22 protein-coding genes and 1 pseudogene are annotated in these 26,672 nt (G+C 62.5%); 14 read left to right on the plus strand and 9 right to left on the minus strand.

Annotation, left to right across the window (positions count from 1 at the left end; all coding sequences use genetic code 11):
• Nucleotides 1-542: 542 nt before the first annotated feature.
• Together A9K68_RS00395 and A9K68_RS00400 are read right to left on the minus strand one after the other, a co-directional pair.
• A pseudogene (locus tag A9K68_RS00395) lies at nt 543-2,088 on the minus strand (GMC family oxidoreductase N-terminal domain-containing protein).
• Nucleotides 2,089-2,244: 156 nt separating this feature from the next.
• The gene (locus tag A9K68_RS00400; protein ID WP_065006134.1) at nt 2,245-3,039 is read right to left on the minus strand and encodes an alpha/beta hydrolase; all 795 of its coding nucleotides are present in this window, start codon (nt 3,037-3,039) and stop codon (nt 2,245-2,247) included.
• Between the two features lie 144 nt (nt 3,040-3,183).
• Between A9K68_RS00400 and A9K68_RS00405 the strand changes: the two genes are divergently transcribed.
• Nucleotides 3,184-3,654: a MarR family transcriptional regulator gene (locus tag A9K68_RS00405; RefSeq protein WP_065005932.1), complete on the plus strand. Its 471-nt coding sequence runs from the start codon at nt 3,184-3,186 to the stop codon at nt 3,652-3,654.
• 54 nt (nt 3,655-3,708) lie between these two features.
• Here A9K68_RS00405 and A9K68_RS00410 read toward each other — a convergent pair whose 3' ends face one another.
• Together A9K68_RS00410 and A9K68_RS00415 are read right to left on the minus strand one after the other, a co-directional pair.
• Nucleotides 3,709-4,488 (minus strand): SDR family oxidoreductase, encoded by a 780-nt coding sequence (locus tag A9K68_RS00410; RefSeq protein ID WP_065005933.1) that lies wholly within the window; start codon nt 4,486-4,488, stop codon nt 3,709-3,711.
• Entirely contained in the window at nt 4,485-4,826 is a 342-nt protein-coding gene (locus tag A9K68_RS00415; RefSeq protein ID WP_065005934.1) for a nuclear transport factor 2 family protein, read from the minus strand. Before A9K68_RS00415 ends, A9K68_RS00410 begins: the two co-directional genes overlap by 4 nt.
• Nucleotides 4,827-4,963: 137 nt before the next feature.
• Here A9K68_RS00415 and A9K68_RS00420 point away from each other — a divergent pair, with 137 nt between their 5' ends.
• Nucleotides 4,964-5,866, plus strand: coding sequence for a LysR family transcriptional regulator (locus A9K68_RS00420; protein ID WP_065005935.1), 903 nt, complete (start codon nt 4,964-4,966; stop codon nt 5,864-5,866).
• Between the two features lie 895 nt (nt 5,867-6,761).
• Entirely contained in the window at nt 6,762-7,556 is a 795-nt protein-coding gene (locus A9K68_RS00425) for an FkbM family methyltransferase (protein WP_065006135.1), read from the plus strand.
• 96 nt (nt 7,557-7,652) lie between these two features.
• On the opposite strand, the gene A9K68_RS00430 is transcribed toward A9K68_RS00425, so the two are convergent.
• The 5 genes from A9K68_RS00430 to A9K68_RS00450 form a co-directional block, all read right to left on the minus strand.
• Nucleotides 7,653-9,245: an indolepyruvate oxidoreductase subunit beta family protein gene (locus A9K68_RS00430; protein ID WP_065005936.1), complete on the minus strand. Its 1,593-nt coding sequence runs from the start codon at nt 9,243-9,245 to the stop codon at nt 7,653-7,655.
• Entirely contained in the window at nt 9,238-11,391 is a 2,154-nt protein-coding gene (locus tag A9K68_RS00435; RefSeq protein WP_065005937.1) for an indolepyruvate ferredoxin oxidoreductase subunit alpha, read from the minus strand. The genes A9K68_RS00430 and A9K68_RS00435 overlap by 8 nt, the downstream gene beginning before the upstream one ends.
• Before the next feature lie 45 nt (nt 11,392-11,436).
• The gene (locus A9K68_RS00440; RefSeq protein ID WP_065005938.1) at nt 11,437-11,916 is read right to left on the minus strand and encodes a MarR family transcriptional regulator; all 480 of its coding nucleotides are present in this window, start codon (nt 11,914-11,916) and stop codon (nt 11,437-11,439) included.
• Nucleotides 11,916-13,487 (minus strand): NAD(P)/FAD-dependent oxidoreductase, encoded by a 1,572-nt coding sequence (locus tag A9K68_RS00445; RefSeq protein ID WP_065005939.1) that lies wholly within the window; start codon nt 13,485-13,487, stop codon nt 11,916-11,918. Before A9K68_RS00445 ends, A9K68_RS00440 begins: the two co-directional genes overlap by 1 nt.
• A gap of 202 nt (nt 13,488-13,689) precedes the next feature.
• Complete coding sequence (locus A9K68_RS00450; protein ID WP_065006136.1) at nt 13,690-14,481, minus strand: cyclase family protein; 792 nt, start codon at nt 14,479-14,481, stop codon at nt 13,690-13,692.
• Between the two features lie 122 nt (nt 14,482-14,603).
• Here A9K68_RS00450 and A9K68_RS00455 point away from each other — a divergent pair, with 122 nt between their 5' ends.
• The 11 genes from A9K68_RS00455 (at nt 14,604) to A9K68_RS00505 (ending at nt 26,636) form a co-directional block, all read left to right on the plus strand.
• The gene (locus A9K68_RS00455) at nt 14,604-16,178 is read left to right on the plus strand and encodes an NAD(P)/FAD-dependent oxidoreductase (protein WP_065005940.1); all 1,575 of its coding nucleotides are present in this window, start codon (nt 14,604-14,606) and stop codon (nt 16,176-16,178) included.
• A 106-nt stretch (nt 16,179-16,284) separates the two neighbouring features.
• Complete coding sequence (locus A9K68_RS00460) at nt 16,285-17,811, plus strand: ABC transporter substrate-binding protein (protein WP_065005941.1); 1,527 nt, start codon at nt 16,285-16,287, stop codon at nt 17,809-17,811.
• A 70-nt stretch (nt 17,812-17,881) separates the two neighbouring features.
• Nucleotides 17,882-18,889 carry an ABC transporter permease gene (locus tag A9K68_RS00465; protein WP_065005942.1) on the plus strand — a complete coding sequence of 336 codons (1,008 nt, stop codon included), beginning with the start codon at nt 17,882-17,884 and terminating at the stop codon, nt 18,887-18,889.
• Complete coding sequence (locus A9K68_RS00470) at nt 18,882-19,730, plus strand: ABC transporter permease (RefSeq protein ID WP_065005943.1); 849 nt, start codon at nt 18,882-18,884, stop codon at nt 19,728-19,730. The genes A9K68_RS00465 and A9K68_RS00470 overlap by 8 nt, the downstream gene beginning before the upstream one ends.
• Nucleotides 19,727-20,614: an ABC transporter ATP-binding protein gene (locus A9K68_RS00475; RefSeq protein ID WP_065005944.1), complete on the plus strand. Its 888-nt coding sequence runs from the start codon at nt 19,727-19,729 to the stop codon at nt 20,612-20,614. Before A9K68_RS00470 ends, A9K68_RS00475 begins: the two co-directional genes overlap by 4 nt.
• Nucleotides 20,607-21,437 (plus strand): ATP-binding cassette domain-containing protein, encoded by an 831-nt coding sequence (locus tag A9K68_RS00480; protein WP_065005945.1) that lies wholly within the window; start codon nt 20,607-20,609, stop codon nt 21,435-21,437. The genes A9K68_RS00475 and A9K68_RS00480 overlap by 8 nt, the downstream gene beginning before the upstream one ends.
• A gap of 106 nt (nt 21,438-21,543) precedes the next feature.
• Nucleotides 21,544-22,155: a VOC family protein gene (locus tag A9K68_RS00485; protein WP_065005946.1), complete on the plus strand. Its 612-nt coding sequence runs from the start codon at nt 21,544-21,546 to the stop codon at nt 22,153-22,155.
• A 143-nt stretch (nt 22,156-22,298) separates the two neighbouring features.
• Nucleotides 22,299-24,593 (plus strand): bifunctional salicylyl-CoA 5-hydroxylase/oxidoreductase, encoded by a 2,295-nt coding sequence (locus A9K68_RS00490; protein WP_065005947.1) that lies wholly within the window; start codon nt 22,299-22,301, stop codon nt 24,591-24,593.
• Nucleotides 24,590-25,363, plus strand: coding sequence for an SDR family NAD(P)-dependent oxidoreductase (locus A9K68_RS00495; protein ID WP_065005948.1), 774 nt, complete (start codon nt 24,590-24,592; stop codon nt 25,361-25,363). Before A9K68_RS00490 ends, A9K68_RS00495 begins: the two co-directional genes overlap by 4 nt.
• On the plus strand, nt 25,357-25,827 hold the full coding sequence (locus A9K68_RS00500; RefSeq protein WP_029357027.1) for a MarR family transcriptional regulator: 471 nt from the start codon (nt 25,357-25,359) through the stop codon (nt 25,825-25,827). Before A9K68_RS00495 ends, A9K68_RS00500 begins: the two co-directional genes overlap by 7 nt.
• Nucleotides 25,824-26,636 (plus strand): enoyl-CoA hydratase family protein, encoded by an 813-nt coding sequence (locus A9K68_RS00505; protein WP_065005949.1) that lies wholly within the window; start codon nt 25,824-25,826, stop codon nt 26,634-26,636. The genes A9K68_RS00500 and A9K68_RS00505 overlap by 4 nt, the downstream gene beginning before the upstream one ends.
• Nucleotides 26,637-26,672 lie beyond the last annotated feature (36 nt).

Raw genomic sequence — 26,672 nt, forward strand, 5'->3', positions numbered from 1 at the left:
GAAGCGGCCGATTTGGAATACGGGATTGGCCGAAGACGACGGTGGCGCTCGCCGGTCCCGTTTGCCGCAGCGGATTTAGAATCCGCGGTCCTTACGGATTTGTCGCCTCGCGTCTGACCGCAGCACCCTCCCCTTAACTACGAATCTGGGGTCAGGAGTTCGAATCTCTTCGGGCGCGCCACTCCAACCATTTGAAATCATTAATCTTTCAGAGACTGTACTCCATCTCTCACCAGCTTAATTTTCCAGATTAGGCCGGTTTTTAAGCCGGTTTTGGAAGGACGGACATTCCATCGAACCATGTGGCAGCCTAGCGTACGCGCGACCGGGAGCAGGTGAAGATCCCCGCCAAGAATCGAATTTGCGTGATGCCGATGACAGCTCAGCGCCTCAGTTTTGGACATTGCACAATATGGTGTGGCTGCTTGGAAGCAGACACTCCTTTCGAAGCCGATGTCGTGGCGGCCTCGCGAAGTCCGATTTTGTGCAAGCTGTAACATCAAAGACTGTCGGCGCTTAAACGCCCCGTTTCGCCCCACTTATCAGAGACGATATTCGTTTCGGACCATCTGCGCTGCCCGTTCGCCAATCACAGCACAAGGTGCTTGGGTGTTCCCAGTTGTCACCCTTGGCAAGATCGACCCGTCCGCTACGCGTAGCCCCTTGACGCCATGCACGCTGAGGTCACTATCGACTACCGACATTTCGTCTACACCCATTCGAGCGGTGCCACACTGATGCCAGTAGGTTACGGCTGCATCACGGATGAAATCGTCGTCTGCGTCAGTTCCCACACCAGGGATCACCTCACGCTTGACGAACGGGCGTAGCGCGTTCGCTTGGCCGAGTTCCCGGCAAAGCTTCACACACGCCCTTGCCGCTTCCAGGTCATGGGGGTGAGCCATCATACGGGCGTCAACGACCGGACCCGATACAGGGTCCGCGTTCCTCAATCTCACCCGTCCACGGCTCTGTGGGCGAGCAAGTCCAGCGAACATCGTCCATCCGTGCGCGGGTATCCCCCGAGCGGAAGTTCGGTCGCTTGGAACCGGGAATTCCACCTGACAGAACAGAAGGTCTGGCTCGCGCATTTCCGGCCGGCTCTTCCAGTAAAGAGTAGCTTCGCTTCCATTGTTGCGAGGAGCGAGCGGTTCGCGACACTCCCACGAGCAACCGAAGGATACGTGGTCCTGCAGGTTTTCGCCGACCCCAGGCAGGTTTTGAACGAGCGGAATGTTGTGGCGTTCGAGGTGCGTGCAATCTCCTATTCCAGACAGCATCAAAAGCTTTGGCGTATTGATCGCTCCTGTCGAGAGGATGATTTCCGTGGTCGCGGAGAGCGTCTGAACATTTCCACCTCGCTCAATTTCAACGGCTACAGCGCGTCGTCCGCCGAATAGCACCCGTCTTACCAGTGTATCGTCAGCACTGTGAGATTCGGTTTGTCGGTCCACGGTAGAACGTATGCGCGATAGAGCGAGTGGCGCCGCCCGTCGCGCACAAGCATGTCGGTGTAGGCCGCGCCGCCTCGCTCTCCATCATAGCGCCGTTCGGGCTGTCGAACCGCGGGATACCTAGTTGCTGAGCCGCCTGCAGCATCGCACCCGCGATCGGGCTGGGGTCATGGGGTGGCTGAACCCAAACCGGACCGTTCGTTCCCCGATATCGTTCATTCGGTGCCCCTTGCCAGGATTCAATGCGGCGATAGATGTCCAACACCGCCTCATAACCCCAACCATCATCGCCAGACACCTCAGCAAAGTGATCCCAGTCACTGCGGTGCCCGCGCGCCCAGACCATGACGTTGACGCTGGAGCCTCCACCAAGGCCCTTTCCCATCGACATCGGCAAGGCGCGTCCGCCTAGGTCCCGGTTTGGCTCTGCAACAAAACCCCAATCGCGCTCGCTACCGAGGTTTGTGGGCCACAGGCTCGGATCAAGCACCGCTTCGGTATCGTCGGTACCGCCCGCTTCAATCAGAAGAACATTGCAGGCAGAGTTTTCGGCGAGGCGTCGAGCAATCACGGATCCGGATGCGCCGGCGCCGCAAACTATGAAGTCGTATCCTGGCTTGAGCTTTGCCGTCAGCCTCGCCTGATTTTCTCGAGCGCGTCGTTCGAAGTCTTTTGCCGCGTGGCGGAAGAACTGCTCTGCATTGTAACTCTCTTGGAATTGTTGACTTCGTGTTTCGCGCGCCGGATGTCAGTTATCCGGCGCGCTGTTTGCAGCCACGACTGTCGCTCATCAACGAGCCGCGACGGCGCCCTTGCGTGCAGCTTCGTCAATCACGTCAGCGACGACTTTCGGCTGCGTCATGAACACTGCATGGCTGGCCGCCACCTCGGTGACCTTTGCGCCGATGCGTTTCGCCATGTCCTGCAGCATGCGCTGGTCGAAGGCTTTGTCGTCCGTGGCAATCACTGCCCAGCTCGGCTTGCTGCGCCACGCGGCGTGCTCGAGCTTCGTCCCGAACGCCGACATATTCACCGGCACCTGCGAGTCGCGCATGAAGGCCGCATCAGCGTCGGTCGTGTCGTTGGCGAAGCCGATCTTGAATTTGTCGGGGGAGATAAAACCGTAACCGTCCGGTGTGGTCTCGATGACGAATTCCGGCGGGGTCTGATATCCCTCGTACAGCTGACCGGTGGTCTGTCCGGCGTCGGGAGAAAGCGCTGAAACGTAAACGAGACTTTCGACATTGTGGTGGATGCCGGCCTCGGTGATCACAGTGCCGCCCCAAGAATGCCCCACAAGAACCGCCGGTCCTTCCTGACGATCCAGCGTACGTTTGGTCGCGGCGACATCGTCTGCCAGCGAGGTTAGCGGATTCTGGACGATCGACACGCGATAACCTCGCGCCGTCAGATCTTCATAGACGCCGCGCCAACCGGAACCATCCGCGAATGCGCCATGAACCAGCACCACGTTCTTGATGGCCTGTGTGTCAGGAATCTTTTCGGCGCCGTGTGAAGCTGAGGCAGTGGCGATTACCGCGACGGCGGCTGTTGCTGCCAAGATGTTCGATGTCTTCGAAACCATGTTTTCTCTCTTCATCAAAATCGCGATATTCATTATCGCGATAACTATCTTGGCTCGGCGTGAGAAGCTTGTCAATCATAATTTTTATCGCGATATTCTTTTTGCCGACGGGATAGGCTATATCGATCTGCAGGAGACGAACCCATGCCCACGAAGAAACCGAACAACCCACTGCCGCTCGATGACCAGCTTTGCTACGCAATTTACTCCGCAGGCATCGCAATCCAGCGGGTCTACAAGCCATTGCTGGACGGCCTAGGGCTTACATATCCTCAGTATCTGGTGCTCAACGTGCTCTGGCAACACGGCGAGCAGACGGTTGGCAGCATCGCCGACAGGCTGGCGCTAGAATCAAGTACCCTGACGCCTCTGCTCAAGAGGCTGGAGACTGCGGAACTTCTCAGCCGAACCAGGAACCCGACCAACGAGAGGCAGGTTCTGATTGAACTCACCGACAAAGGGCGTGAACTGAGATCTCGGGCAGGTTGCCTTGCAGATGGACTGCTCTCGACCTCAGGACAAAGTCCTAGTCATCTGAACCAGATCACGCGCGATGTGAGGGAACTGCGTAACGCGATTTACTCCCACACGGGTGGCTGGACCAGCACGGCCTGACCGCACTACCTCTGGCAGGGGGCAGATGCGCGCTGTGGTGCGCGCACCGTCTGTTCACGCGGTGGGAATAGTGCCGCCGTCGATCACATGCTCTGTCCCGGTAATGGACGATGCTCGATCCGATGCAAGGAAGGCGATCAGGTCGGCGACCTCTTTCGGCTCGGCCGGTCGTCCAAGCGGTATGCCGCCGAGTGACTTCATGATCACCTCTACCGCATCGGCGTAGGCAATGCCGGCTTCCTCGGCTATGCGCAGGGCCAGACCATTAGAGTTCGGACTGGCGATCCAGCCGGGAGAAACGCGCACCACCCGCACTCCCTTAGGAGAAACCTCCTTCGAGATGCTTTTGCTGTAGGTGTTGAGGGCCGCTTTGGCCGAAGCGTAGGCCGTCGTCGCCTCCGGTAGCGGCAGGCGGTTCTGGATCGAGGTGACGTGGATGACGACGCCGCTTCCCTGAGCGATCAGGCCGGGAATCAGAGCACGATCGAGCCTGACCGCAGGAAAGAAGTTGAGGTTGAACTCCTTGTCCCATTCCGTGTCGGTGAGCGCAGCAAAGCCGCCTGAAGGGGCAGAAGAGCCTCCCAGCACGTTAACAAGGATATCGAGCCCGCCAAGATCCCGATGCACCGCGTTGACGACGGCTTGAACCCCCGCCTCGGTAGTCAGGTCGGCCGCGACGAATGCCCCACCGGAGAAGTCCGCCGGCTTGGTGCGAGCGGTGGTCAGCACACGGGCGCCAAGCTCTTGAAAGAGCGCCACGGTCGCGGCGCCGGCACCTGAAGTACCTCCGGTGATCAGGGCCCGACGCCCCTGCAATGTGACGAAGGGTGTCATATAGTGATCTCCAGTTCGGCAATCTTGTCGTCCGCGAGGACGAAGAAGAAACGCAGTTCGACCGGGCTTCCCGGGAAGTCGCCGACGGCGTGGCCCGTCACTTGGGTCTTCCCGTTTTCGGTCGCGATGAAGATGGGTTCGACCGTGTAGCTGTATTGCTGGGTGGCCTCAGCCATCCACTTTCGAATGGCCTCACGGCCCATATGGGTTTTGCCCTTGTCCTTCACGATGCCGTTTTCGGTAAAAGCGGCAGCGACAGCATCCGGCCCGCCATTTCGGTCGGCGTCGAAATAGGCTTGGATGCCCTTTGGCAGTGTAAGGGGTAGTGTAATCGTCATTTTACTCTTCCAATCAAGTCCAGCCTTTGCCAGCTGTGGGCCTCGACCCATTTGGGCCGGCAAGTGACAACCTAGGTCTGGACGACTGCCGCGATAACTGGGATAAAAAGGCACGTGGAATTCCGATAAGAGGGATAATGACGAGGTCTTTTCTGGCTGACCTGGATGCGGTTCTCAGCATCGCTCGGCTGGGCTCTTTCCGGGCTGCAGCACTTGATCTCGGTATGTCGACGACGGCACTAAGCAACGCCATTGCAAAGCTTGAGCAGCGTTTAGGAATTCGCCTGTTCAACCGAACAACGCGTAGCGTTTCGCTTACCGATGCCGGAAGAAGCTTCGTGGAGCGGGTCGGTCCGGCGATGACGGACATCCATGACGCCATGCTGGCGGCGCAGTCGCTGCAGGAGACGCCAACGGGCACCTTGCGCATCAACACCTTTGCATCGGCGGCACGGGAAGTGATCGCGCCCCTCGTTCTGTCGTTTCTACGGCGCTACCCGCAGGTGCATATCGATCTTGTCACGGAGGGGCGGCTGGTCGACATTGTCGCCGGCGGATTCGACTTGGGCTTGAGGCCGGCGGACCTTGTGCCAAGCGATATGATCGCCATTTCGCTTGGACTACCGCGACGAAATGCGGTTGTCGCCTCGCCGGATTTCCTGCGCACACACGGGCGGCCTGTCGTTCCGGGCGATCTATACCGATTTCGGTGCATACGGGCACGTCTTCCGAACAACGCGCTGTTCCGCTGGCGGTTCGAGAAGGAAGGGACCGCCGTGCAGATCGATGTCCAGGGGGCCATCACCCTCGACGAGCCGAGCTTGGTCCGGATTGCTGCACAGAATGGGATCGGACTAGGATATGTGATGGAGGCGGATGTGCGCGAGGACATCGCTGAGGGTCGGCTCATGTCCGTTCTCGATGACTGGACCCCGCCGCTGGCGCCGCTCTCGCTCTATTACCCGGGCAGGAAGAACCCACCCGCAGCCTTCAGTGCCTTCCTGCAGGCCGCAAGGGAGTTCGCAACCGGGAACCGTTAGCCACACCTGGCACCAATAACGGTTCTGGGCCCAGAAGCGGTCATCGCACGATCGAACTGTCAATGGCTCCTATGGAGTCGGGTGTCGAACGGCTGCTGGTAAAAAATCCCAGCCGAAACCTGACAGTCCGGTTACGGCCCCACACCCGCCATTCGATCACTGCTTCAGCGATTAAACGCAGTGGAGCCCAAGCTGCGCTTAATCCGTATGGCCGCGTGCCGACGACCCAGGCAATCTTGTTGGGAGTGTCGTTCATAATAGCGACCTGGGCTAGATCGGCGAGCCGCTCGCCACGTGGTCCGGTCTGAATGGAAACCGCTCTATGTCTGCCACCGTGCTCAACCCAGTAAGGATATTTCCTCGTATGCCGACGGCAATAACTATCTGTAAAATAGACATTTTTCGTTCTGTAGCGAATCGTGGCGTCCGCTCGCCATAAAGTTCGTAATGATGGGGTCAGGTGTTCGAGTCACGCAAGCGGCACCAGTTGTTTCATAGGCTTAGGTGCACTGCCCGCAAGCTCAAAGCCTTTCCATCAAGACGCGTTCCGAGGTACAAATGGCGCCATTCGTGTCAGGCTTCTTCCTCTCTGCCGGTTCGTCCACCTTACGTCTGGCCGGCCCCATCAAGCCACTCTCCATTGATGCGGCGCCGTCATTTCCTTTCTGGACCTCGCCACAACGCTGATGCGTGCGGTCAACCCCCCGAACCGCTCCGTGTGTCAATGTGATCGTCCAGAAAGGGCATCCCTCGAATGGACGAAGACAGGCCCAGATTTAAGCGTACTTTGCCGTGTTCGTTTTCCAATGGCGCTGCGGGATCGGAAGCTCCGTGCGAGGTTCAAGCCCTTATCGGAACGGAACGGTCCACCGGGGGCGGGGGCAGGAGGGCGAGGATGTTCATTGCCGCAACGGGGCCGACGGCCCGATTGGCAACAAAGCTCACTAAAAAGACCCAGAAAGCAACAGACGTCTTGAGAACCGAGGGGCTTGGGCGGTTCCTCCAACTGTCGGCCTTGTCGCTGAGCGAACCGTTTAGGTCGCGATGGCTCCGTCGTCGCGTTGCGACGGACGCAAGGCAGGCATTGTCCAAGCTCAAGGCAGCAAGGCGAAGTCGCGGATTGTTTATCGATTGTGGTTCGAACATCGGTCAGGGATACAAATACTTTTCCCGGTACTACACACCCGACCGCTACGACTTCGTTCTGGTCGAGCCCAACAAGAATTGCCTGGCGCACCTTTATGCTTTGCGCTCAGAAAAGGCGACTATGGAGATCATCGGCAAGGCGGCAAGCGTGAAAGATGGCTACGCCGAATTATTTGGTCCCCCTCCGGGCCGGTCGGAGCCCACCCACCAAAGTTGCTCGATCGTCCCTGACCACAACGAAAGCTTGTATCAATCGCTGCGATTTGCCCCGGACCTTGTCGAAACGTTTTCGCTGTCACAGATGATCCGAGCGAAGCATGAGCTGTACGACGTGGTCGTTCTCAAACTCGATGCAGAAGGGGCAGAGTACGAGATCCTTGATGACTTGATCAGGTCCGGAGTCCATCGCGATCTTTATGCCGCATACGTGGAATTCCACTCTCTCAAAATGCGGAATTCTGAGAGACGAAAGAAACACGTCGTGGAATTGCAAATCAGACATGCATTCCTTGAGGCAGGCACGCGCTTCAGCGAATGGATATAGCGTCGGTGATCGGGGGGATAGGAAGCCTGGTCGACATGACTGGACGCTGAATGGTTGCCCGGATCCCTGAGTGGTTCGGTGCCGAACCGGGGCGTTTCAATTTTCCAGATCCGAGCCCAACGACGCCACAGTCTTCAGCGCGCCGTCGAGCATGTCGCCCTTCTCGTCCTTCAGCGCGGCTTCGCGCAAGCGCCGGATCCAGTCGGCGGCGTCGGCGCGGCCCTTGAGCAGATCGAGTGCCGACAGCACGCGGTCGAATTTCGACTGGGCGCGGGCATGTGTGTCGCTGTAGCCCTTGATCAGGCGGCGACAGTTGAGGATTTCGGCGGAGAGTGCGTAGTCCTCCCTGACATGGCCGAGCGCCAGCGCATACCAGCGCTCGAGATGTGCGGTCTCGACCTTGTGGCGCAGCAGGCGACGGCGCCAGCGACGCAGGCCGCCGATGAACCACAGCGCGACGAAGCCGGCGAAACTGTCGGTGCGGATGCGGCGGCCATGGTTGATGCGGCGGTCAAGGAAGGCGGCAAGCTTCGGCCGCGTCTCGATGTAACTGCCGAGGCCGGACGGCAGCGTGCCGCAGAATTCCTCGATGCGCGGATGGAAATATTCGGTCACCTGGAGGATCGTTCCCTCCTTGACACCGACCTCGCGGCGCACCCGCTTGTCGCGCGTCGAACGCGTCTTCAGGTCGGCGACGCGGATCATGTCATCGTAGCACATGGCGTTGGCCAAATGCTTTGCCGCTGATATCGACAGCACGTAGTCATGCTCGGCACTGTCCAGAGCGACGGCCCGGTCGAGCCGGTCGAGATACTCGCCGCCATAGGCGATGTCCTGATAGTCGACGACTTTTTTCAGACCGCGAAACGCCATGTCGTGCAGGGGAAGCGGTAGCGCATCGACGCGCGCCGCAAGGTCCTGCCAGCCCTTCAACAGGCTTTCCGGGCCGCTCACCTTTGCCGCCGCGCCCGAGCCGGTTTCAGCAGCTTTCGGCTCCGCGATCTTGTCGCCCAGAGGTGGCGTGTTCGTGATGTCGCGGGCGCGATCAAAGGACGCGCCGAAGGCGGCGAGGCTGGCCTTCACGCCGCGGCCGCCGGCACTGATCGCCTGTTCATAGCTCTCGCGTGTGAACGGCAAGGCATCGGAGCCGGCCAGCGCGCCGAGCAGGCTGGCCGAGATCATCGAGCCGTTGTCGGCGGCGATCTTCTCCATGTCGAAGGCGATGAAGCGCTTGGCCGCCGTTTCAGCCGTGGCATGCACCTTTGAGGACGAGGCGCGGCCATCGCCGGGCTCGATCTTTTCCGAGACCGCGGCGATGCGATGCGACGAGGCAATCAGCGTCGTGCGCTCCGGCGTGACGAAGCCGCGGATGATGGCGCGGCCGGCCTCCATCAGTTCGGCGGCGATCAAGATGTCGACGTCGCCCTGCGAGGGCGACAGCGCAAAGACCGGCAGGCGGCCGGTGTCGCGGCACATTTCGACATAGTAGATCGTGGCGCCGGTGCGCTGGGCGACGCCGGCGACCGAGGTCGACTGCGCGACATAGCCATTGCGTTCGGCGACGTCGGTGATCCAGTCGGCGAGCACGCCGCCGCCCTGGCCGCCGACCGCCAGCACGGCAAGCTTGATGACGCGCTCGCCTTCAGGAGCACCGGCGTTCGAGCGCGATGAGGGAACGGCGTCAAGCATCGGCGAATGTCAGGCGCCGGCTTTCACGGCGCCGCTGCAAGAGGCTGATCGTGGCGCGACGCGCGGCTTCGAGGAAACGGTCCCAGCGGCTGGGATTGTGCACCACGTCGGCGCGGTAGAAGGACGGGCACAGCACCGCCGCATCGGCAACCTCGCCGCAATTGCCGCAGCCGACGCAGCTCTGGTCGATATGCGCCACCGGATCGTCGCGCAGCGGATCGTCCAGCGACTTCACCGACAGCGACGGGCAGCCGGAAAGCCGCATGCAGGCATGGTCGCCGGTGCAGATGTCCTCGTCGACGCCGAATTTCGGCTTGACGATCCTTTTCCCGCCCTTGATCGCCTTGTCGACCAGCGGCTTTTCGCGGCGCTGCCGGTTCAGCATGCATTCGGACGAGGCGACGATGACTTTTGGGCCCTTCTCGTCCGTCGTCAGCGCCTCGCGCAGCGTGTCCTGCATCTTGGTCACGTCATAGGTGCGGTCGATGTGGCGCAGCCATTTGACACCCATGCCCTTCACCGCCTCGGTGATCGGATGCTTGGTCGATTTCGTCTTGTTGCCGGCGCGGGATGAAAGAATGTCCTGCCCTCCCGTCGCCGCCGAATAGAAATTGTCGACGATGACGATGACGCCGTCGTTCTTGTTGAACACGGCGTTGCCGATCGATGAGGTCAGGCCGTTGTGCCAGAAGCCGCCGTCGCCGACGAAGGAGATCGACCGGCGCTTGGCATCGGGCGAATTGAACGCTGAGGCCGAGGCCGGCCCCAGCCCGTAGCCCATAGTAGTAGCGCCAAGCTCGAAAGGCGGCATGATCGAAAACAGATGGCAGCCGATGTCGGAGGCGATGTGGTGCTTGCCCAGCTCCTGCTCGACCAGCTTGGTGGCGGCGAAGATCGGCCGTTCCGGACAGCCGACGCAGAAGCCGGGCGGACGGCCCGGAACGACGTTGATCAGGTCAGCGGTATCGAGCCCGTCGCCGATCTTGTTCGGCGCGCGGACTTCGCCCGGCAGCAGGTGGGGGATGGTGGCGCGCAGGAACGATCCGATGCCGTCGAGCATGACCTGGCCGGTGTATTCGCCAGCCATCGGCAGGTGCTCCTTGCCGACGAGTTTCGTGCCACGCCCGGCCTTGTGCAGCATCGATGCGAAAGCCTGCTCGATATAATTGGGCTGGCCTTCCTCGACGACGAGCACAGCGTCCTTACCCTCGCAGAAGGACAGGAACTCGTCGTCGACCAAGGGATAGACGGCATTCAGCACGTAGAGCGGCACGTCTGTCACACCATAGGTGTCGGCAAGGCTTAGCCGCTGCAGCGCTCGGACGACCGAATTGTACATACCGCCCTGCATGACGATGCCGACCGAGCCGTGCTCCGGACCGAAGAACTCGTTGATCTTGTTTTTGCGGATGAAATCCACCGCCGCCGGCCAGCGTTTCTGCACCTTTTCCTTCTCGTGCAGGAAAGAGGCGGGCGGCAGCACGATGCGGCCGGTGTCGCGGCGCGGCGCGGCGAGCGCATCGGCCACCGTCATGGTCGGCCGCTTGTTGTCCTTGGCGATGAAACGGCCATGGACATGGCAGCAGCGGATGCGGACCTGCAGCATGACAGGCGTGTTGGAAACCTCGGAAAGCTCGAAGCCGTCCTCCACCGCCTTGACGATCGAGGGCAGGTTCGGCCGCGGGTCGAGCAGCCAGACCTGGCTTTTCATGGCAAAGGCGTGGCTGCGCTCCTGCATGATCGAGGAGCCCTCGCCATAATCCTCACCGACAATGATCAGCGCGCCGCCGGTGACGCCGCCAGAGGCGAGGTTGGCGAGCGCGTCCGACGCGACATTGGTGCCGACGGTCGACTTGAAGGTCGCCGCACCGCGGATCGGATAATGCACAGATGCGGCCAGCATGGCGGTGGCGGTGGCTTCCGAGGCGCTTGCCTCGAAATGCACGCCGAGCTCGCCCAGAATATCCTGCGCATCGGCCAGCACATCCATCAGATGGCTGATCGGCGCGCCCTGATAGCCGCCGACATAGCCGACGCCGCATTGCAGCAGCGCCTTGGTGATGGCGAGAATGCCCTCGCCGGAAAACTCCTCTCCGGCGCCGAGCCTGAGCTTTTCGACTTCCTTGGCAAAAGACCGTTCAGCCATGTCAGCCTCCTTCCGTTGCCGCCGATATCCGGCGGCGGCGTACGTCTAGATGTCGTGCTTGCGAATGTTCTTCAGCATCTTCTGCAGCGTCGCGATCAGGGCGGCATATTCAACATCATCGATGTCATCGAACATCGCCTCGAACGCATCATGCATGGCCGGCCAGGCGCGGCTGAACTCGGCGCGACCGTCGTCGGTCAGGAACACATGGCGGATGCGGCTGTCGGTGACCCCCTGCTCCCGCCGCACAAACCCTTGCCCTTCCAGCGTGTCGAGCGTCCGGCTCAACGTGGATTGTTCGATGACCGTGTAGACCGAGAGATCGTTGACGGTGACGCCGTCGGCCACCGACAGCACGGCGAGTGTGCGCACCTGCGGGATGGTCAGGCCCTGCTTGCGAAAATCGTCGCGCAAGGTGGCGTTGTAGCGGCCCATGATGCGGTTCATCAGATAGGGCGCGAATTGCTGCAGTCCGATCTGGCCCAGTGTCGAGATGCGCTGGCGCTTTTCAACCTTCTGTTCCATCACAGCCTCCCCGCCAGCAGAAAGCCGGAACCGCCGCCAAGCCCGGCGCCGGGATGGGTCGAGGCTCCGATATGGTAGAGGCCCTTGATCCCGGTGTCGTGATTGCGGCTCGTCTTGAACGGCCGCCATAGGAACGACTGGTCGATGGTCGATGAGCCGCCATAGGGATCGCCGCCGACCAGATTGACGTTGATCGCTTCCAGATCGGCGGGCGAATAGGCGCGGCGTGCAATGACGCTGTCCTTGAACCCGTCGATATGGCTGGCGAGGATCGCTTCGGCACGGTCCGCGTAGGCCTCGCGCAGCGCGTCGGTCCAGCGGCCGTCGGCCGGTGTCTGCAGTTTGCCGGCGGCATCGCCCTTGATATGGCGTGGCGCCTCGGGCAGTTGCAGCCACAGGATCGCCTTGCCTTCCGGACAGCGCGAAGGATCGAGCGCATGCGGCTGGCCGACGCAGATGGTCGGCACCTCCGGCAGCATGCCGCGCGTGGCCTCGTTGCAGGCTTTCGACACGCCGTCGAGCCCCGGTGTCAGATGCAGCAGCGCGACCTTTGCCAGGCCCTCGCCGCGCCATGCGGGCGGCTTGTCCAGGGCATAGTGTATTTGGAAATTGCCCTTGCCGTAGCGGTATTTCTGCGCCGCCTCGAGGTCGGCTTTCGGAGCCGCGTCGCCGAGCAGCCGCCCGTAGAGATGGGTCGGCGTGACCGAGCAGATGACGCTCTTCTTCGCGGTGACCGTTTCGCCCGAAGCCAGCCGTACGCCGGTGGCTCGGCCTCCAGTCTGGATGATGGAGGCAACGTCCCCTTCAGTCCGGATCACGCCGCCGCGCTCCTTGATCAGCGCTTCGAAGGCGGACAGCAGATTCCCAGCGCCGCCCTTGACGATCGGCGCGCCGGCAGCTTCCAGCGCAAAGGCGATAACCCTGGCGATCTGGCCGGAGAACGCGTCTTCAGGCCCAAGGCCGGCATGCAGCACCCAGGGCGCCCACAGCGCCCGGGTGATCTCAGACTGGTAAGTGTTCTCCAGCCAGCCGCGCGCCGGCACCAGCGCATCGCCGAGAAAGGCGGCAAGGCCGCGCGGGCCGCGCCGCCAGGCTTCGCCCGCCAGCAGCCTGGTCGTGGGGTAAGACCACAGGCTGCCGCCGAGCAGCCCGAACAGCAGGCCGGCATTGCGCTCGATCTCGCCGACGTCGCTGCCGTGCCGGTCGCCATCGCCTGCGGCAAGCGCATTGGCAGCCGCGACATTGGCGGGCCGATCGGTGCGCAGGATGGCATAGCTGCCGTCCGGCCGCAGCACGCCGGTGGGCGTGCCGGTGTTGCAGAACTCCAGGCCGTGCCGCGCCAGATCCTTGCCCAGCGCCGCATAGGCAGGCGAGGTGATGAACAGTACGAAGGTCGTCGCCATCACGTCGTGGATGAAGCCGGGCGCGGTGATCTCCTCGGTGCGCATGCAACCGCCGATGCGGTCGTTGCGCTCGAGCACCAGCACCTTTGCCCCCTTGCCGCCAAGCATCGCCGCGCAGACCAGCGCGTTGATGCCGCTGCCGACGATGATGTGATCGGGCGCGTTCATCTGCGATTGCTCCTCGTCCTCGGGAGGTTGGAGTCAATTGCGCGGGTTGGCGTTCCTTCGCGCCCCCCTCTGTCCTGCCGGACAGTCCAGCAGGACAGAGGGGGGCGCCGTAGAGCGACAGCGCTACAAGGCTGCCGCTCCAAATCCGTCACTACAGCATTGCCTACAAGCATGATCTTCTCCCGAAGACCGCCACCTCGTCCTAATGCCTTGGCACCAGCGCCAGTGCGCGGATCGGGCTTCCGGTGCCGTGCTCGATTTTGAGCGGTGCGGCGATGAGGATCGCGCCTTTCGGCGGCAGCCGATCGAGATTGCACAAGCTGGCGAGGCCGTAGCGGTTCGCCTTGTGCATCAGGCTGTGCGCCGGGAATGGCGGCTCCATTCCCCCTGCTTTGCCAGCATCCGTGCCGATCGTCTCGCTGCCCCAGCCCTTGATGTCTTTGCTGATCAGGTACTGGATGGCCTCGGCCGTCGGTCCGGGCGTGTGCGGTCCGGTCTCGTCGGCGTTGAGGAATTCGGCTTCCGAGCCGTTGCGCTTATACCAGTCGGTGCGCATCACCACCCATTCGCCGGCGTTAATCGGGCCGTGCTCGGCTTCCCACGCCTTGATGTGGTCGACTGTGAGGAGGAAATCGTTGTCGGCGGCGGCTTGCTTCGAGCAGTCGATGACATTGACCGGGCCGACGAAATTCTGAACCGGAATGGTGTCGGTGGCACCGTCCGGATAATCCTTGCCGGTAATCCAGTGCTGCGGCGCGTCGAAATGCGTGCCCGAATGTTCGCCGAGCTTCAGCCAGTTCCATGCCCACCACGGACCGTTCTTGTCATAGCGGGAGATGGCGTGGATCTCGACCTTCGGCGTGTCCACCGCCAGCTCCGGCGGCAGCTTGATCAGCGGCGTGTTGGGCCCGAGCGGCGCCGTCAGGTCGACCACCTGGATGCTGCCTGAAAGAAGCTGGCCGGCGACCTCGCCGAGGAGTTGTTGCGTGTCCATGGTCTCTATTCCCTCTTTCTCGGTGATGATCAAGGCTCTTCGCGGCCCTTAATATCCTACTAGACTAAAACATATGCATCTGCAATTATCTTTAAGCATAAAGGAAATGGGTTGGGTGGGGTGTGAGCGAGTTTGACGCCATATTCGTCGGGGCAGGCCACAACAGTTTGGCATGCGCCGCGCATCTGGCGCTCAAAGGTTGGAACACCGGGATTTTTGAGCGCAGCGCAACTATCGGCGGCGCTGTCCAGAGCCGCGAATTCACGCTTCCCGGCTTCCGGCACGATTTCGGCGCGATGAATCTGAGCCTGTTCGCCGGCTCGGCCTTTCACAAGAAATATGCAAATGAATTGAAAAGCCATGGGCTGCAATTTGCGCCGGTCGCCGATTGCTTTGCCAGCGCCTTTCCCGACGGACGGTGGTTCGGCGTCAGCAACGATCTGGAAAAGACCGCGTCGCGCATGGCAGCTTTCTCCGCAACCGACGCCGCCACATGGCGCCGGCTGGTCGGCGCCTTCCCGGTGGAAGCCGAGCATCTGTTTCGGCTGCTGGGCTCACAGATGAGCGGGCGGGCGCTGGCCGGCACCGCATGGAACCTGTGGCGCAAGAAGGGCCTTGCCGGCGCGCTCGACACCGGCCGGCTGCTGCTCTCATCACCACGCTCGTGGCTCGAGGAGAATTTCGAGTCGCCGCATGTCAGGGCGACGCTCGCCACCTGGGGCATGCATCTCGACTTCGCCCCTGACATCGCCGGCGGCGCGGTGTTCCCCTATCTGGAATCGATGGCCAACCAGTGCTTCGGCATGGTGCTCGGCAAGGGCGGCGCCGACACCATCATCCGCGCGCTGACCGGCATGGTCACCGTTGCCGGCGGCCAGATTAGCACCGGTGCTGAGGTGGCCGAGATCACGGTGTCCGGCGGCCGAGCGACAGGCGTGCGGCTTGCTTCCGGCGAGACCCATACAGCCACCAAGGCGGTGATCGCCGGCGTTGCACCCGGGGCGCTAGCCGGAAAGCTTTTGCCTGATGGTTCCGGCGACGCCGGCTTCGACATGGCGATGAAAAAATTCCGACATGCGCCGGGCACGATGATGATCCATCTGGCGCTTGACGATCTGCCGGACTGGCGCGCCGGCGCCGAGCTTCGGCAATTCGCCTACGTCCATCTTTCGCCGTCGCTCGACGCCATGTCGCGGACCTATCAGCAGGCAATATCCGGCATGCTGCCGGACGAGCCGGTCCTTGTCGTCGGCCAACCGACTGCGGTCGATGCATCGCGGGCGCCGGAAGGCAAGCACGTTCTGTGGGTACAGGTGCGGATGCTGCCCGCCGAAATCTTTGGCGATGCGGCCGGCAAGATCGCGCCAGCTCATTGGGATCAGGTCAAAGAACGCTACGCCGAGCGCGTTCTCGACATCATCGAGACCTATGCGCCCAACCTTCGCCGGAATATCCTCGGCCGTGCCGTGTTCTCGCCCCTTGACCTCGAACGCGAGAACCCCAATCTCGTCGGCGGCGACCAGATTTGCGGCAGCCATCATCTGGCGCAGAATTTCCTGTTTCGTCCGGCGCGCGGTTTTGCCGGCTGGAACACGCCGGTCATGAATTTGCATCTCACCGGTGCTGCAACATGGCCGGGCGCCGGCACAGGCGCGGCCTCGGGCTACATGCTCGCCCAACAGCTCGGCGGGAGGTAGAATTCAAAACACTTGCGGGTGAAGGAGAGGCAATGCGCGGTTGCCCAAGGAGCCTGAACCCACTGCATGACAACGACGCGCATAGAAAACCAACAGGGGAACGACCATGACAATCAACAGACGAGAATTGCTCGGATATGGCGCAGCAGCACTTGGCGCCACCGTCATCGGCCTGCCGCAAATAGCCAAGGCAGCCGGCGAACTGACCATCGCCTACAACGTCAACCTGCCGTCCTGGGACCCGACAACCGGGCCTTCGGCGGTCAACCCGACGATCCAGGGCCTCTACCAGTCGGTGTTCGATCAGTTCATCCCGCAGAAGCCGGACCTTTCCTTTGCGCCGGGCCTGCTCACCGAATGGGGCTGGAACGACGACCGCAGCAAGATCATGATGACAGTGCGCGAGGGCGTCACCTGGCATGACGGCTCGCCGTTCACCGCCGAGGACGTGGTGTGGTCGCTGCAGCGGGCGGGCGACGAAAAAACAGGGAATCCGATCCAGTTCGTCTGGAAGAACGTCAACAACTTCAAGATCGCCGGCAACAAGATCACTGGCGATGTCGTGCAGTTCGACCCGGTGTATTTCAAATGGATGTCGTTCCTGACCGGCTACATCATGCCGAAGGCCTACTACGAGAAGGTCGGCGCCGAAGGCTTCGAGAAAGCCCCGATCGGCACCGGCCCCTACATGGTCGACAAGTTCGAGCGCAACGCCTTCCTGCGGCTCAAGGCCAACCCGAACTACTGGGGCGGCAAGCCGGCTTTCGAGAATGTGACGATCAAGTTCGTCACCGACGCGGCGAGCCGCGTTGCCGAAATCGAGTCCGGTTCTTCGCAGGTGACGCTCGAAATCCCCTATGAGGAATATGATCGCCTGGTCGCCAAGGACGGGCTTGCCGGCTCGTGCAAGAACGTTTCCGACATCGGCATGATCTTCTTCAACGACATCGATGTGATGCTGGACAAGAACGTCCGCCAGGCCGCGGTGATGGCCGTCGACAAGAAGCTGCTCGTCGAGCGGCTGCTGCGCGGCTACGGCCAGCCGATCGATACGCTGGAGACGCCGGAATACGAGGCCTACGACCCGTCGATCAAGGTCGAGCACAATCCGGAAAAAGCTAGGGAATTGCTGGCCGCGTCGGGCTACTCGCCGGAGAAGCCGGTCAAGTTCACGATTCAGACGACTAAGGGCTTCAAGCCCAAGGATTACGAGATGGTCCAGGCGATCGTCGGCATGTGGCGCAAGGTCGGCATCGAGGCGTCGATCGAGGTCTACGAGATCGCCAAGCACTACGAGCTGCGCGCCGCCGACAAGCTGGCCCCGGCCGCCTTCTACAATTGGGGCAACGCCATCGGCGATCCGACCACCTCGACCGGCTTTGCCACCTATGGCCCGAGCCCGCATTCGGTGTGGGACAGCCAGGATCTGATCGACATGATCAACCCGCTATGGGGCGAGAAGGACGAGACCAAGCGCATCGCCGGCTGGAAGGCTGTCGACAAATACATCGCCGAACAGGCCTATGTGCTGCCGCTGATCCAGTATGCGCAGCCGATCGTGCACGCCAAGGGCGTCAATGTCGTGCAGCATGTTTCCGGCGCGCTTTTGCCGGCGCTGATGACCCCGGCCTGACATCGGCCAGGGATCGCCGCGCGCTGTCCGCAATGACGGCGCGCATTTTCCGCCAGGCATACAGGCGACCATGCTGCTGCAAAGATTCCTGATCCGTCTTTTGACGATGGCGATCACGCTGCTCGGCGTCGCCGTCGTGGTCTTTGTCGTCATTCGCGTCGCGCCCGGCGATCCGGTTGCGATGATGCTGCCGCCCGGCGCGACCGATGCCGACATCGCCCGGCTGCGCGCGCTCTACGGGCTCGACAAAACCATCGTCCAGCAGTTCTTTATCTGGCTGTCCGGCGTCATCAGGGGCGATTTCGGCACCTCGATCTCGCTCCGGCAGGATGTGCTGGGCCTGGTCTTCAACCGGCTGCCGGCGACGCTGGAACTCGCCATCGTCGCGCTGTTGATGGCGCTGGCGATCGGCGGCACGACGGCGATCCTCGGGGCACGCGAGCGCGGCACGGCAGTCGAAGCCGGTATCGACATCGCCAGCGGTGCAGCGCTTTCCATTCCCGACTTTTTGTGGGGCCTGGTGCTGATTCTTTTGTTCGGCGTGCTGGTGCCGGTGTTCGACATTTCCGGCCGGGTGTCGCCGCAGCTCGACCTGCCCTTCGTCACCCAGTTCTATCTGTTCGAGAGCATCGTGCGGCTGCGCTTCGACCTGACCAAGGACCTGCTCGGGCACATGCTGATGCCGGCCGTGGCCCTGGCGCTGCCGCTCGCCGCGATCATCTCGCAGCTCCTGAAGCAGTCGTTGAAGGAAGTGCTCGACGTCGATTACGTCGTGCTGGCGCGGGTGAAGGGCTTTTCGGAAACGCAGGTCATTTTGCGTGAGGCGCTGAAGAACGCCGCCCTGCCAACGCTCACTCTGGTCGGCGTGCAGTTCACCTTCCTGATCGGCGGCACGGTCATCGTCGAACGGCTGTTTTCCTATGAAGGGCTCGGCAACATGGCGATCGACGCCGTCATCAACCGCGACCTTCCGCTGATCCAGGGCATCGTGCTGGTCTTCGCGCTGCTGTTCGTGCTGATCAACCTCACCGTCGACATGATGTATGCGCTGCTCAATCCGAGGCTGCGCCATGGATGAGGGCCGCATTTCAAGACATGGCTCGGGCGCAAGGCTGTGGCTGGCCGGCGGCTGGCTGCTGCTGGCTTTGCTTGCCGCGATCTTCGCGCCGCTGATCGCACCGCAGAACCCGCTGGCGCAGGATCTGATGTTCGAACGCCTGCCGCCCTTTTGGATGAGCGGCGCGGAGCCCGGCTTCTGGCTCGGCACCGACAGCCTCGGCCGCGATCTCCTGTCACGGCTGATCTTCGGCGCCCGCATCGCCTTGATCGTCGCCTTCGCGGCGGCCTTGGCCGCCTGCCTGATTGGCTCGACGCTCGGCCTGATAGCAGGCTATTTCGGCGGCTGGGCCGATCGCATCATCTCGCGCATCGTCGACGTCTGGATGGCGTTTCCGCCGGTGCTGTTCGCCATCCTGCTGGTGGCCGTGCTCGGCACCGGTCTGAACTCGGTCATCATTGCCATCGCCGTCATCGACTGGACGCGCTTCTGCCGGGTGATCCGCGCCGAGACCATGGGCCAGGCGCGCATGGATTATGTTGAGAACGCCCGTATCGCCGGCTATGGCCGTATCGGTATCATGCTGCGCGAAGTGCTGCCCAATGTGGTGCCGTCGATCGTCGCGTTGCTGTCGCTCGAAATGGGCATCGCCGTGATCGTCGAGGCGATCCTGTCCTTCGTCAACCTGTCGATCTCGACCGACGATCCGACCTGGGGCGGCATCATCGCCGAGGGCCGCCTGTCGATCCATCAGGCGTGGTGGGTGCTGGTGTTTCCACTGGTCACCCTGATCCTGACGGTTCTGTCGTTCAGCCAGTTCGGCGAGGGTCTCAAGGCGCGTTTCGATCCGGTGCTGCGATGAACGCCACGAGACCTTGCCTCGACATTCAGTCCTTGAGCGCCGTGCTGCCGAATGGCGCGCGCGTGCTGCGGTCGGTGTCGCTCTCCGTTCAACCGGGCGAAGTTCGCGCGCTGGTCGGCGAGAGCGGCGCCGGCAAGACGATGATCGGCAAGGCGGTACTCGGCGTGCTGCCACCCAGCGTGCGCGTCGTCGATGGCGATATGCTGCTCGAGGGCGAGGACCTCGGCCGGCTTCAGCCAAAGGCGAGGCGCACGCTGATCGGAGCGCGCACCGCACTGATCCCTCAAGACCCGCTGACCGCGCTCAATCCGTCGCGCCGCATCGGTCCGCAAATGACCGATCGGCTGGTGCGCATCCTCGGATGGAGTGGGCCGCGAGCCGACGCCCGCATCCGCCAATTGCTCGACGCGGTACAGATCCGCGACCCGGACCGCGTCCTCAAATGCTATCCGCACGAGCTTTCCGGCGGCATGCGCCAGCGCGTGCTGATCGCCGCAGCCTTCGCCGCCGAACCAAGGTTGATCGTCGCCGACGAGCCGACCACTGCGCTAGACGTAACCGTGCAGAAGCAGATTTTGCGGCTGATCGCGCAATTGCAGCGCGAGCACGGCACGGCGATCCTGTTCGTTACCCATGATCTCGGCGTCGTCGCCAAGATCAGCCAGAAAGTGTCGGTGCTCTATGCCGGCAAGGTGGTGGAGGAGGCCGAGACGGCGGCGCTGTTCGCGGCTCCGCAGCACCCCTACACGCGAGCGTTGATGGCGGCAACACCGCGCTACACCGATCCGCTCGCCTCGCTGAAACCGGTGGACAAGGTGGTATTGGCCGGACTGGCCTCGGAGATCGCCGCTGCCGACCAGGCCTGGAGGCGGCCGCATGGCTGAGCCGCTGTTTTCCGTGCGCGGGCTGAAGGTCGCGTTGCCCGACATGTCGCGCAAACCACTGATCGGCCGGGCGCCGATGGCCGAGATCCTCAAAGGGCTTGATTTCGAGCTGCCCAGGGGATCGGTGACCGGCATCGTCGGCGAATCCGGATCCGGCAAATCGACGCTGGGTCGCGCTTTGGTGCGCCTCCTGGAGCCGAGCGCCGGCAGCATCATCTTCGACGGCCGCGATATCACGCATCTGCCGGAGGCGGAGCTCAGGCCGCTGCGCCGCAACCTGCAGATGATCTTCCAGGATCCGATGTCGTCGCTTAATCCGCGCCGCACCATCTTCAGCATTATCGCCGCCCCACTCAGGCAAAACGGGTTTGGCGACAATCTCAAGGGTCGTGTCGCGGAGGCGCTGCAGCGCGTCGGCCTGCCGCTAAGTTTCGCCAGCCGCTATCGTCACCAGCTGTCGGGCGGCCAACGCCAGCGCGTCGGCATTGCCCGGGCGCTGGCGCTGTCGCCGAAATTCGTGCTGGCCGACGAGATCGTCTCCGGCCTCGACGTGTCGACCCAGGCACAGATCCTGACGCTGCTGGAACGGCTGGCCGCCGAAATGGGCCTGACCGTCGCCTTCATCAGCCACGACCTGTCGGTAATCCGGCGGCTTTGCCGGCAAGTGATCGTCATGCGCGAAGGCGTGATCGTCGAGGCAAGCGCCACCGACGCTTTGTTCGCGAACCCGCGGCAGGCCTACACGCGCGATCTTCTCGCAGCCATCCCGCTGCCCGAGATCGATGACGGCTGGCTGCTGCCTGCGGCGAAGGCGCCGGCATGACATCGGTCGCAACGATCATTCACAGCACATCTCATTCGCACACCGAAGAGCGGGCCTCGGGCGTGCGCCCGGCAAGTCACCCATGTCCCGCGAGAGGATGACTGAGATGAAGAATGCGCTCCTAACCGCAACGCTTGCGGCCGCCGTCCTGGGCACTATCGGTGGAACCATCAGCACAGCCTCAGCGGATTCCATTCCTGGCATGCGCGGGCATGATCACACCGGGGTTACAGTCCCCGACATGAAGCAGGCCGTCGACTTCTTCACCGAGGTCGTCGGCTGCAAGAAGGCGATGTCCTTCGGGCCGTTCGCCGATGATAAGGGGACGTTCATGCAGGATCTGCTGGGAGTCGACCCCAAGGCGGTGATCGAGGAGATCACCCTGGTTCGCTGCGGCTACGGGTCGAATATCGAGCTGTTCAAATATACCGCGCCCGACCAGAGAGACCTGCAGGCCCGCAACAGCGACATTGGCGGCTTCCACATCGCGTTCTATGTCGACGATATCGCTGCCGCGAAAGCCTATTTCGATGAAAAGGGCGTCAAGACGCGTATGGGGCCGCTGCCGGTTACCGAAGGGCCGGCGGCCGGCCAGAGCATCCTTTATTTCCAGGCGCCCTGGGGCCTGCAGCTGGAAGCGATCAGCTATCCCAACGGCATGGCCTATGAAAAGGACGCCGAGACGGTGCTGTGGAGCCCGAAGACCCCGGAAAAATGATCCGCCAGGCGCGTGCTTGCGGGTCTGACCGCAAGCACGCCATAGGCACCTGAGACGAATCGCTTCAATTATGAAACTTCAAGCTTGAAATAATATACGTCAGGCGCGATACTGAAGATAGGAAGCGAGAGGAGATCGCACAGATGAAGGTTGCGGTTCTCGGCGGCGGACCAGCCGGCCTCTACTTTGCCATTTCGATGAAGCTCAGGGACGCCGCGCACGAAGTGACCGTGTTCGAGCGCAACCGCGCCGACGACACATTCGGCTGGGGCGTCGTTCTGTCGGCCGAAACGCTCGACAATCTGACCAGGAACGATCCGGTCAGTGCCGTCTGGATCAGGAAGCATTTCGCCTATTGGGACGACATCGCCGTCATCCATGATGGGGTGCGCACGGTCTCGACCGGCCATGGCTTCTGCGGCATCGGCCGCAAGCGGCTGCTCACCTTGCTGCAGCGGCGGGCCCGCGAGCTCGGCGTGAAGCTGGTCTTCGAGACCGATATCGCCGACCCCAAACCCTACATGGAGAGCCACGATCTGGTGGTCGCCGCCGACGGCTTGAATTCGAAGGCACGGAGCGCATTCGTCGACGTGTTCAAGCCCGATATCGACACCCGCAAATGCAAGTTCGTCTGGCTTGGCACCCAGCAGAAGTTCGACGATGCCTTCACCTTCATCTTCGAGAAGACGGAGCATGGCTGGGTGTGGGCGCATGCCTACCAGTTCGACAAGGACACCGCGACCTTCATCGTCGAATGCAGCGAGCAGACCTGGGGGCGCTTCGGCTTCGGCACGATGTCGCAGCAGGAATCGATCGCCGTCTGCGAACAGATCTTCGCCAGGCATCTCGCTGGCCATTCGCTGATGACCAACGCCAACCACATCAGAGGTTCGGCTTGGATCAATTTTCCGCGCGTGCTGTGCGAGCGCTGGTCCTACAAGAATTTGGCGCTGATGGGCGACGCAGCGGCATCAGCGCATTTCTCGATCGGCTCCGGCACCAAGCTGGCGCTGGAAAGCGCGGTGGCGCTGGCCGACTATGTCGATTCCGAGCTCGGCCTCGAGGCGGCGTTTCGCAAATATGAAGACGCCCGCCGCACCGAAGTGCTGAAGCTGCAGTCGGCGGCGCGCAACTCGCTCGAATGGTTCGAGGAGGTCGAGCGCTATCTCGGCCTCGATCCGGTGCAGTTCAATTATTCGCTGCTGACGCGCTCGCAGCGCATCAGCCACGAGAATTTGCGGCTGCGCGATGCCGAGTGGCTGGCCGGCGCCGAAGAATGGTTCCAGCGCCAGGCCGGCGCCGGCGGCAACAGTCTTCGTCGCGCGCCGATGTTCGCACCGTTCCGGCTGCGCGACATGGCGCTGCAGAACCGCATCGTCGTTTCGCCGATGGCGCAGTACAAGGCCGTCGACGGCTGCCCGACTGACTGGCACTTCGCCCACTATGCCGAACGGGCCAAGGGTGGCGCCGGCCTGCTCTACATCGAGATGACTTGCGTCAGCCCCGAAGGCCGGATCACGCCTGGCTGTACCGGCTTTTACGCGCCCGAGCACGAAGTCGCCTGGAAGCGGCTTGTTGACTTCGTCCACACCGAGACCGAGGCGAAGATCTGCGCGCAGATTGGCCATTCCGGCGCCAAGGGTTCGACCCGGCTCGGCTGGCAAGGAACCGACGTGCCACTGACATCAGGCAACTGGCCTGTCATGGCGGCGTCGGCGGTGGCATGGTCGCCCGAGAATCAGCTGCCGAAGGCGATGGACCGCGCCGACATGGATTTAGTGCGCGATCAATTCGTCGCTTCGGCCGAGATGGCTGAACGCTGCGGCTTCGACATGCTCGAAATCCACGCCGCGCACGGCTATCTCCTGTCCTCCTTCATCACGCCGCTGACCAACCGGCGCACGGACGCCTATGGGGGCTCGCTCGAAAACCGCATGCGCTATCCCTTGGAACTCTTCCATGCCGTCCGCGCCGCCTGGCCTGATGAAAAGCCTGTTTCAATACGCATCTCGGCCAATGACTGGGTCGGCATCGATGGCGTGACACCGGCCGATGCGGTCGAAATCGCGCGGCTGCTGCATGAGGCCGGCGTCGACATCTGCGACGTGTCGGCCGGCCAGACTTCCGCCGAGGCAAGGCCGGTGTATGGCCGTATGTTCCAGACGCCGTTTTCCGACCGCATCCGAAACGAGGTCGGCATGGCGACCATGGCGGTCGGCAACATCTACGAACCGGACCATGTCAATTCGATCCTGATGGCCGGCCGGGCCGACCTGGTCGCGATGGCACGACCGCATCTAGCCGACCCCTACTGGACGTTGCATGCGGCCGTCAAGCTCGGCGACCGCGGCGTCAAATGGCCGGATCCCTATCTGCCTGGCCGCGACCAGATCTACCGGCTGGCCGAACGCGACGCGGCAGCGGGGCTGAAGGTATGAGCGTCGTTGAAACGATGGCGGGACGGCATGCGCTGGTCACCGGCGGCGGCTCCGGCGTCGGCCGCGCCATCGCGCTGGCGCTCGCCAATGCCGGCATCGATGTCACCATCTGCGGCCGGCGCGAGGCAGCGCTGGTCGAGGTCGCCAGGGAAAACGACCGCATTTTCGGCATCGCCGCCGACGTCACCAATGAGGCGGCGATGGCGTCGCTCTACAGCCAGGCTGAGGCGGCGCGCGGGCCGATCGATATTGTCGTCGCCAATGCCGGCATGTCCGGCAGCGCGCCAGCATCGCGGACCTCGCTTGCGGACTGGCAGCGCACGCTCGACGTCAACCTGACCGGCGCGTTCCTGACAGTGAAACCGGCGCTGGCCGGCATGGTCGCACGGAAGATAGGCAGGATCATCTTCGTTGCTTCGACGGCCGGGCTAAAAGGCTACCCGTATGTCGCCGCTTACGTTGCCGCCAAGCATGGCGTCGTCGGCTTAATGCGAGCGCTGGCGGTCGAGACGGCAAAATCCGGGGTGACGGTCAACGCCGTCTGCCCGGGCTTCACCGAAACCGACATGCTCGAGGAATCCATCCAGCGAATCGTCGAAAAGACCGGCCGCTCGGCCGAAGAAGCACGGACGAGCCTTGCCTCGACCAACCCGCAAGGCCGCTTCATCCAGCCGGAAGAAATTGCAGCCGCGGTGCTGTGGCTGTGCGGCGATGCTGCCCAATCGATCACCGGACAGACGATTTCGATCTCGGGAGGCGAGACATGGTAGCCGGTCCCCTGCCCGCGCCGTCCGGACCCGGCAAGGATCGGCTGCGGCTGTGGGTGCGGCTGCTGCGCGCCTCGCGCAGCATCGAGGCCGAGCTGCGCGAGCGCCTGCGGCAGGAATTCAACACGACGCTGCCGCGCTTCGACGTGATGGCGGCACTCTACCGCGCGCCGGAAGGCATGTTGATGAGCGACCTGTCGCGCTTCCTGCTGGTGTCCAACGGCAATGTGACCGGGATCGTCGACCGGCTGGTTTCGGAAGGGCTGGTTACCCGCGCCCGGCGCAATGGCGACCGCCGCACCTCGATGGTGCGGTTGACGGAGGAAGGTTCGAAGGCTTTCGCTGTGATTGCCGCCGCGCATGAAAGCTGGATCGGCGAGCTGCTGGGCAACGTGAGCGAGGACGAGGCGCGCCGGCTGACCGGCATGCTGAATTCCTTCCGCAGCAATTGGGAGGGACGGGAATGACAAAGATGGCCGGCCGCAAGCCGAAGCATTTCCTCTGGCAGGTCGAAGGCAAGGTCGCAACAATCCGGCTCGACCGGCCGGAGCGCAAGAACCCGCTGACCTTCGAAAGCTATGCGGCGCTGCGCGATACTTTTCGCGACCTCGTCTATGCCGACGACGTCGATGCGGTGGTGTTCCTGCCCAATGGCGGCAATTTCTGCTCCGGCGGCGATGTTCACGACATCATCGGCCCGCTGGTGAAGATGGACATGAAGGCATTGCTCGCCTTCACCCGAATGACCGGCGATTTCGTCAAGGCGATGCTCAATTGCGGCAAGCCGATCATTGCGGCGGTCGACGGTGTTGCGGTGGGCGCCGGCGCCATCATCGCCATGGCCTCCGACATCCGCATCGCCACGCCTGAGGCCAAGACGGCATTCCTGTTCACCCGCGTCGGCCTTGCCGGCTGCGACATGGGCGCCTGCGCGATCCTGCCGCGCATTATCGGCCAGGGCCGCGCCGCCGAGCTGCTTTACACCGGCCGGACGATGAGTGCCGAGGAAGGCGAGCGCTGGGGTTTCTACAACCGGCTGGTCGATGCCGCAGCACTTGAAGCCGACGCGCTCGACATGGCCGCGCGCATCGGTTCCGGCCCGACCTTCGCCCACGGCACCACCAAGACGCAGTTGAACCAGGAATGGTCGATGGGCCTCGACCAGGCGATCGAGGCGGAAGCGCAGGCGCAGGCGATCTGCATGCAGACCGGCGATTTCAAGCGGGCGTACCAGGCTTTCGTCGCCAAGGAAAAACCGGTGTTCGAGGGCAATTAGGATGAGAGCTGCATCCATAAGAACGGACAGATTGGC

Source organism: Mesorhizobium sp. AA22 (assembly GCF_001672375.2).
Taxonomy (GTDB): domain Bacteria; phylum Pseudomonadota; class Alphaproteobacteria; order Rhizobiales; family Rhizobiaceae; genus Mesorhizobium; species Mesorhizobium wenxiniae.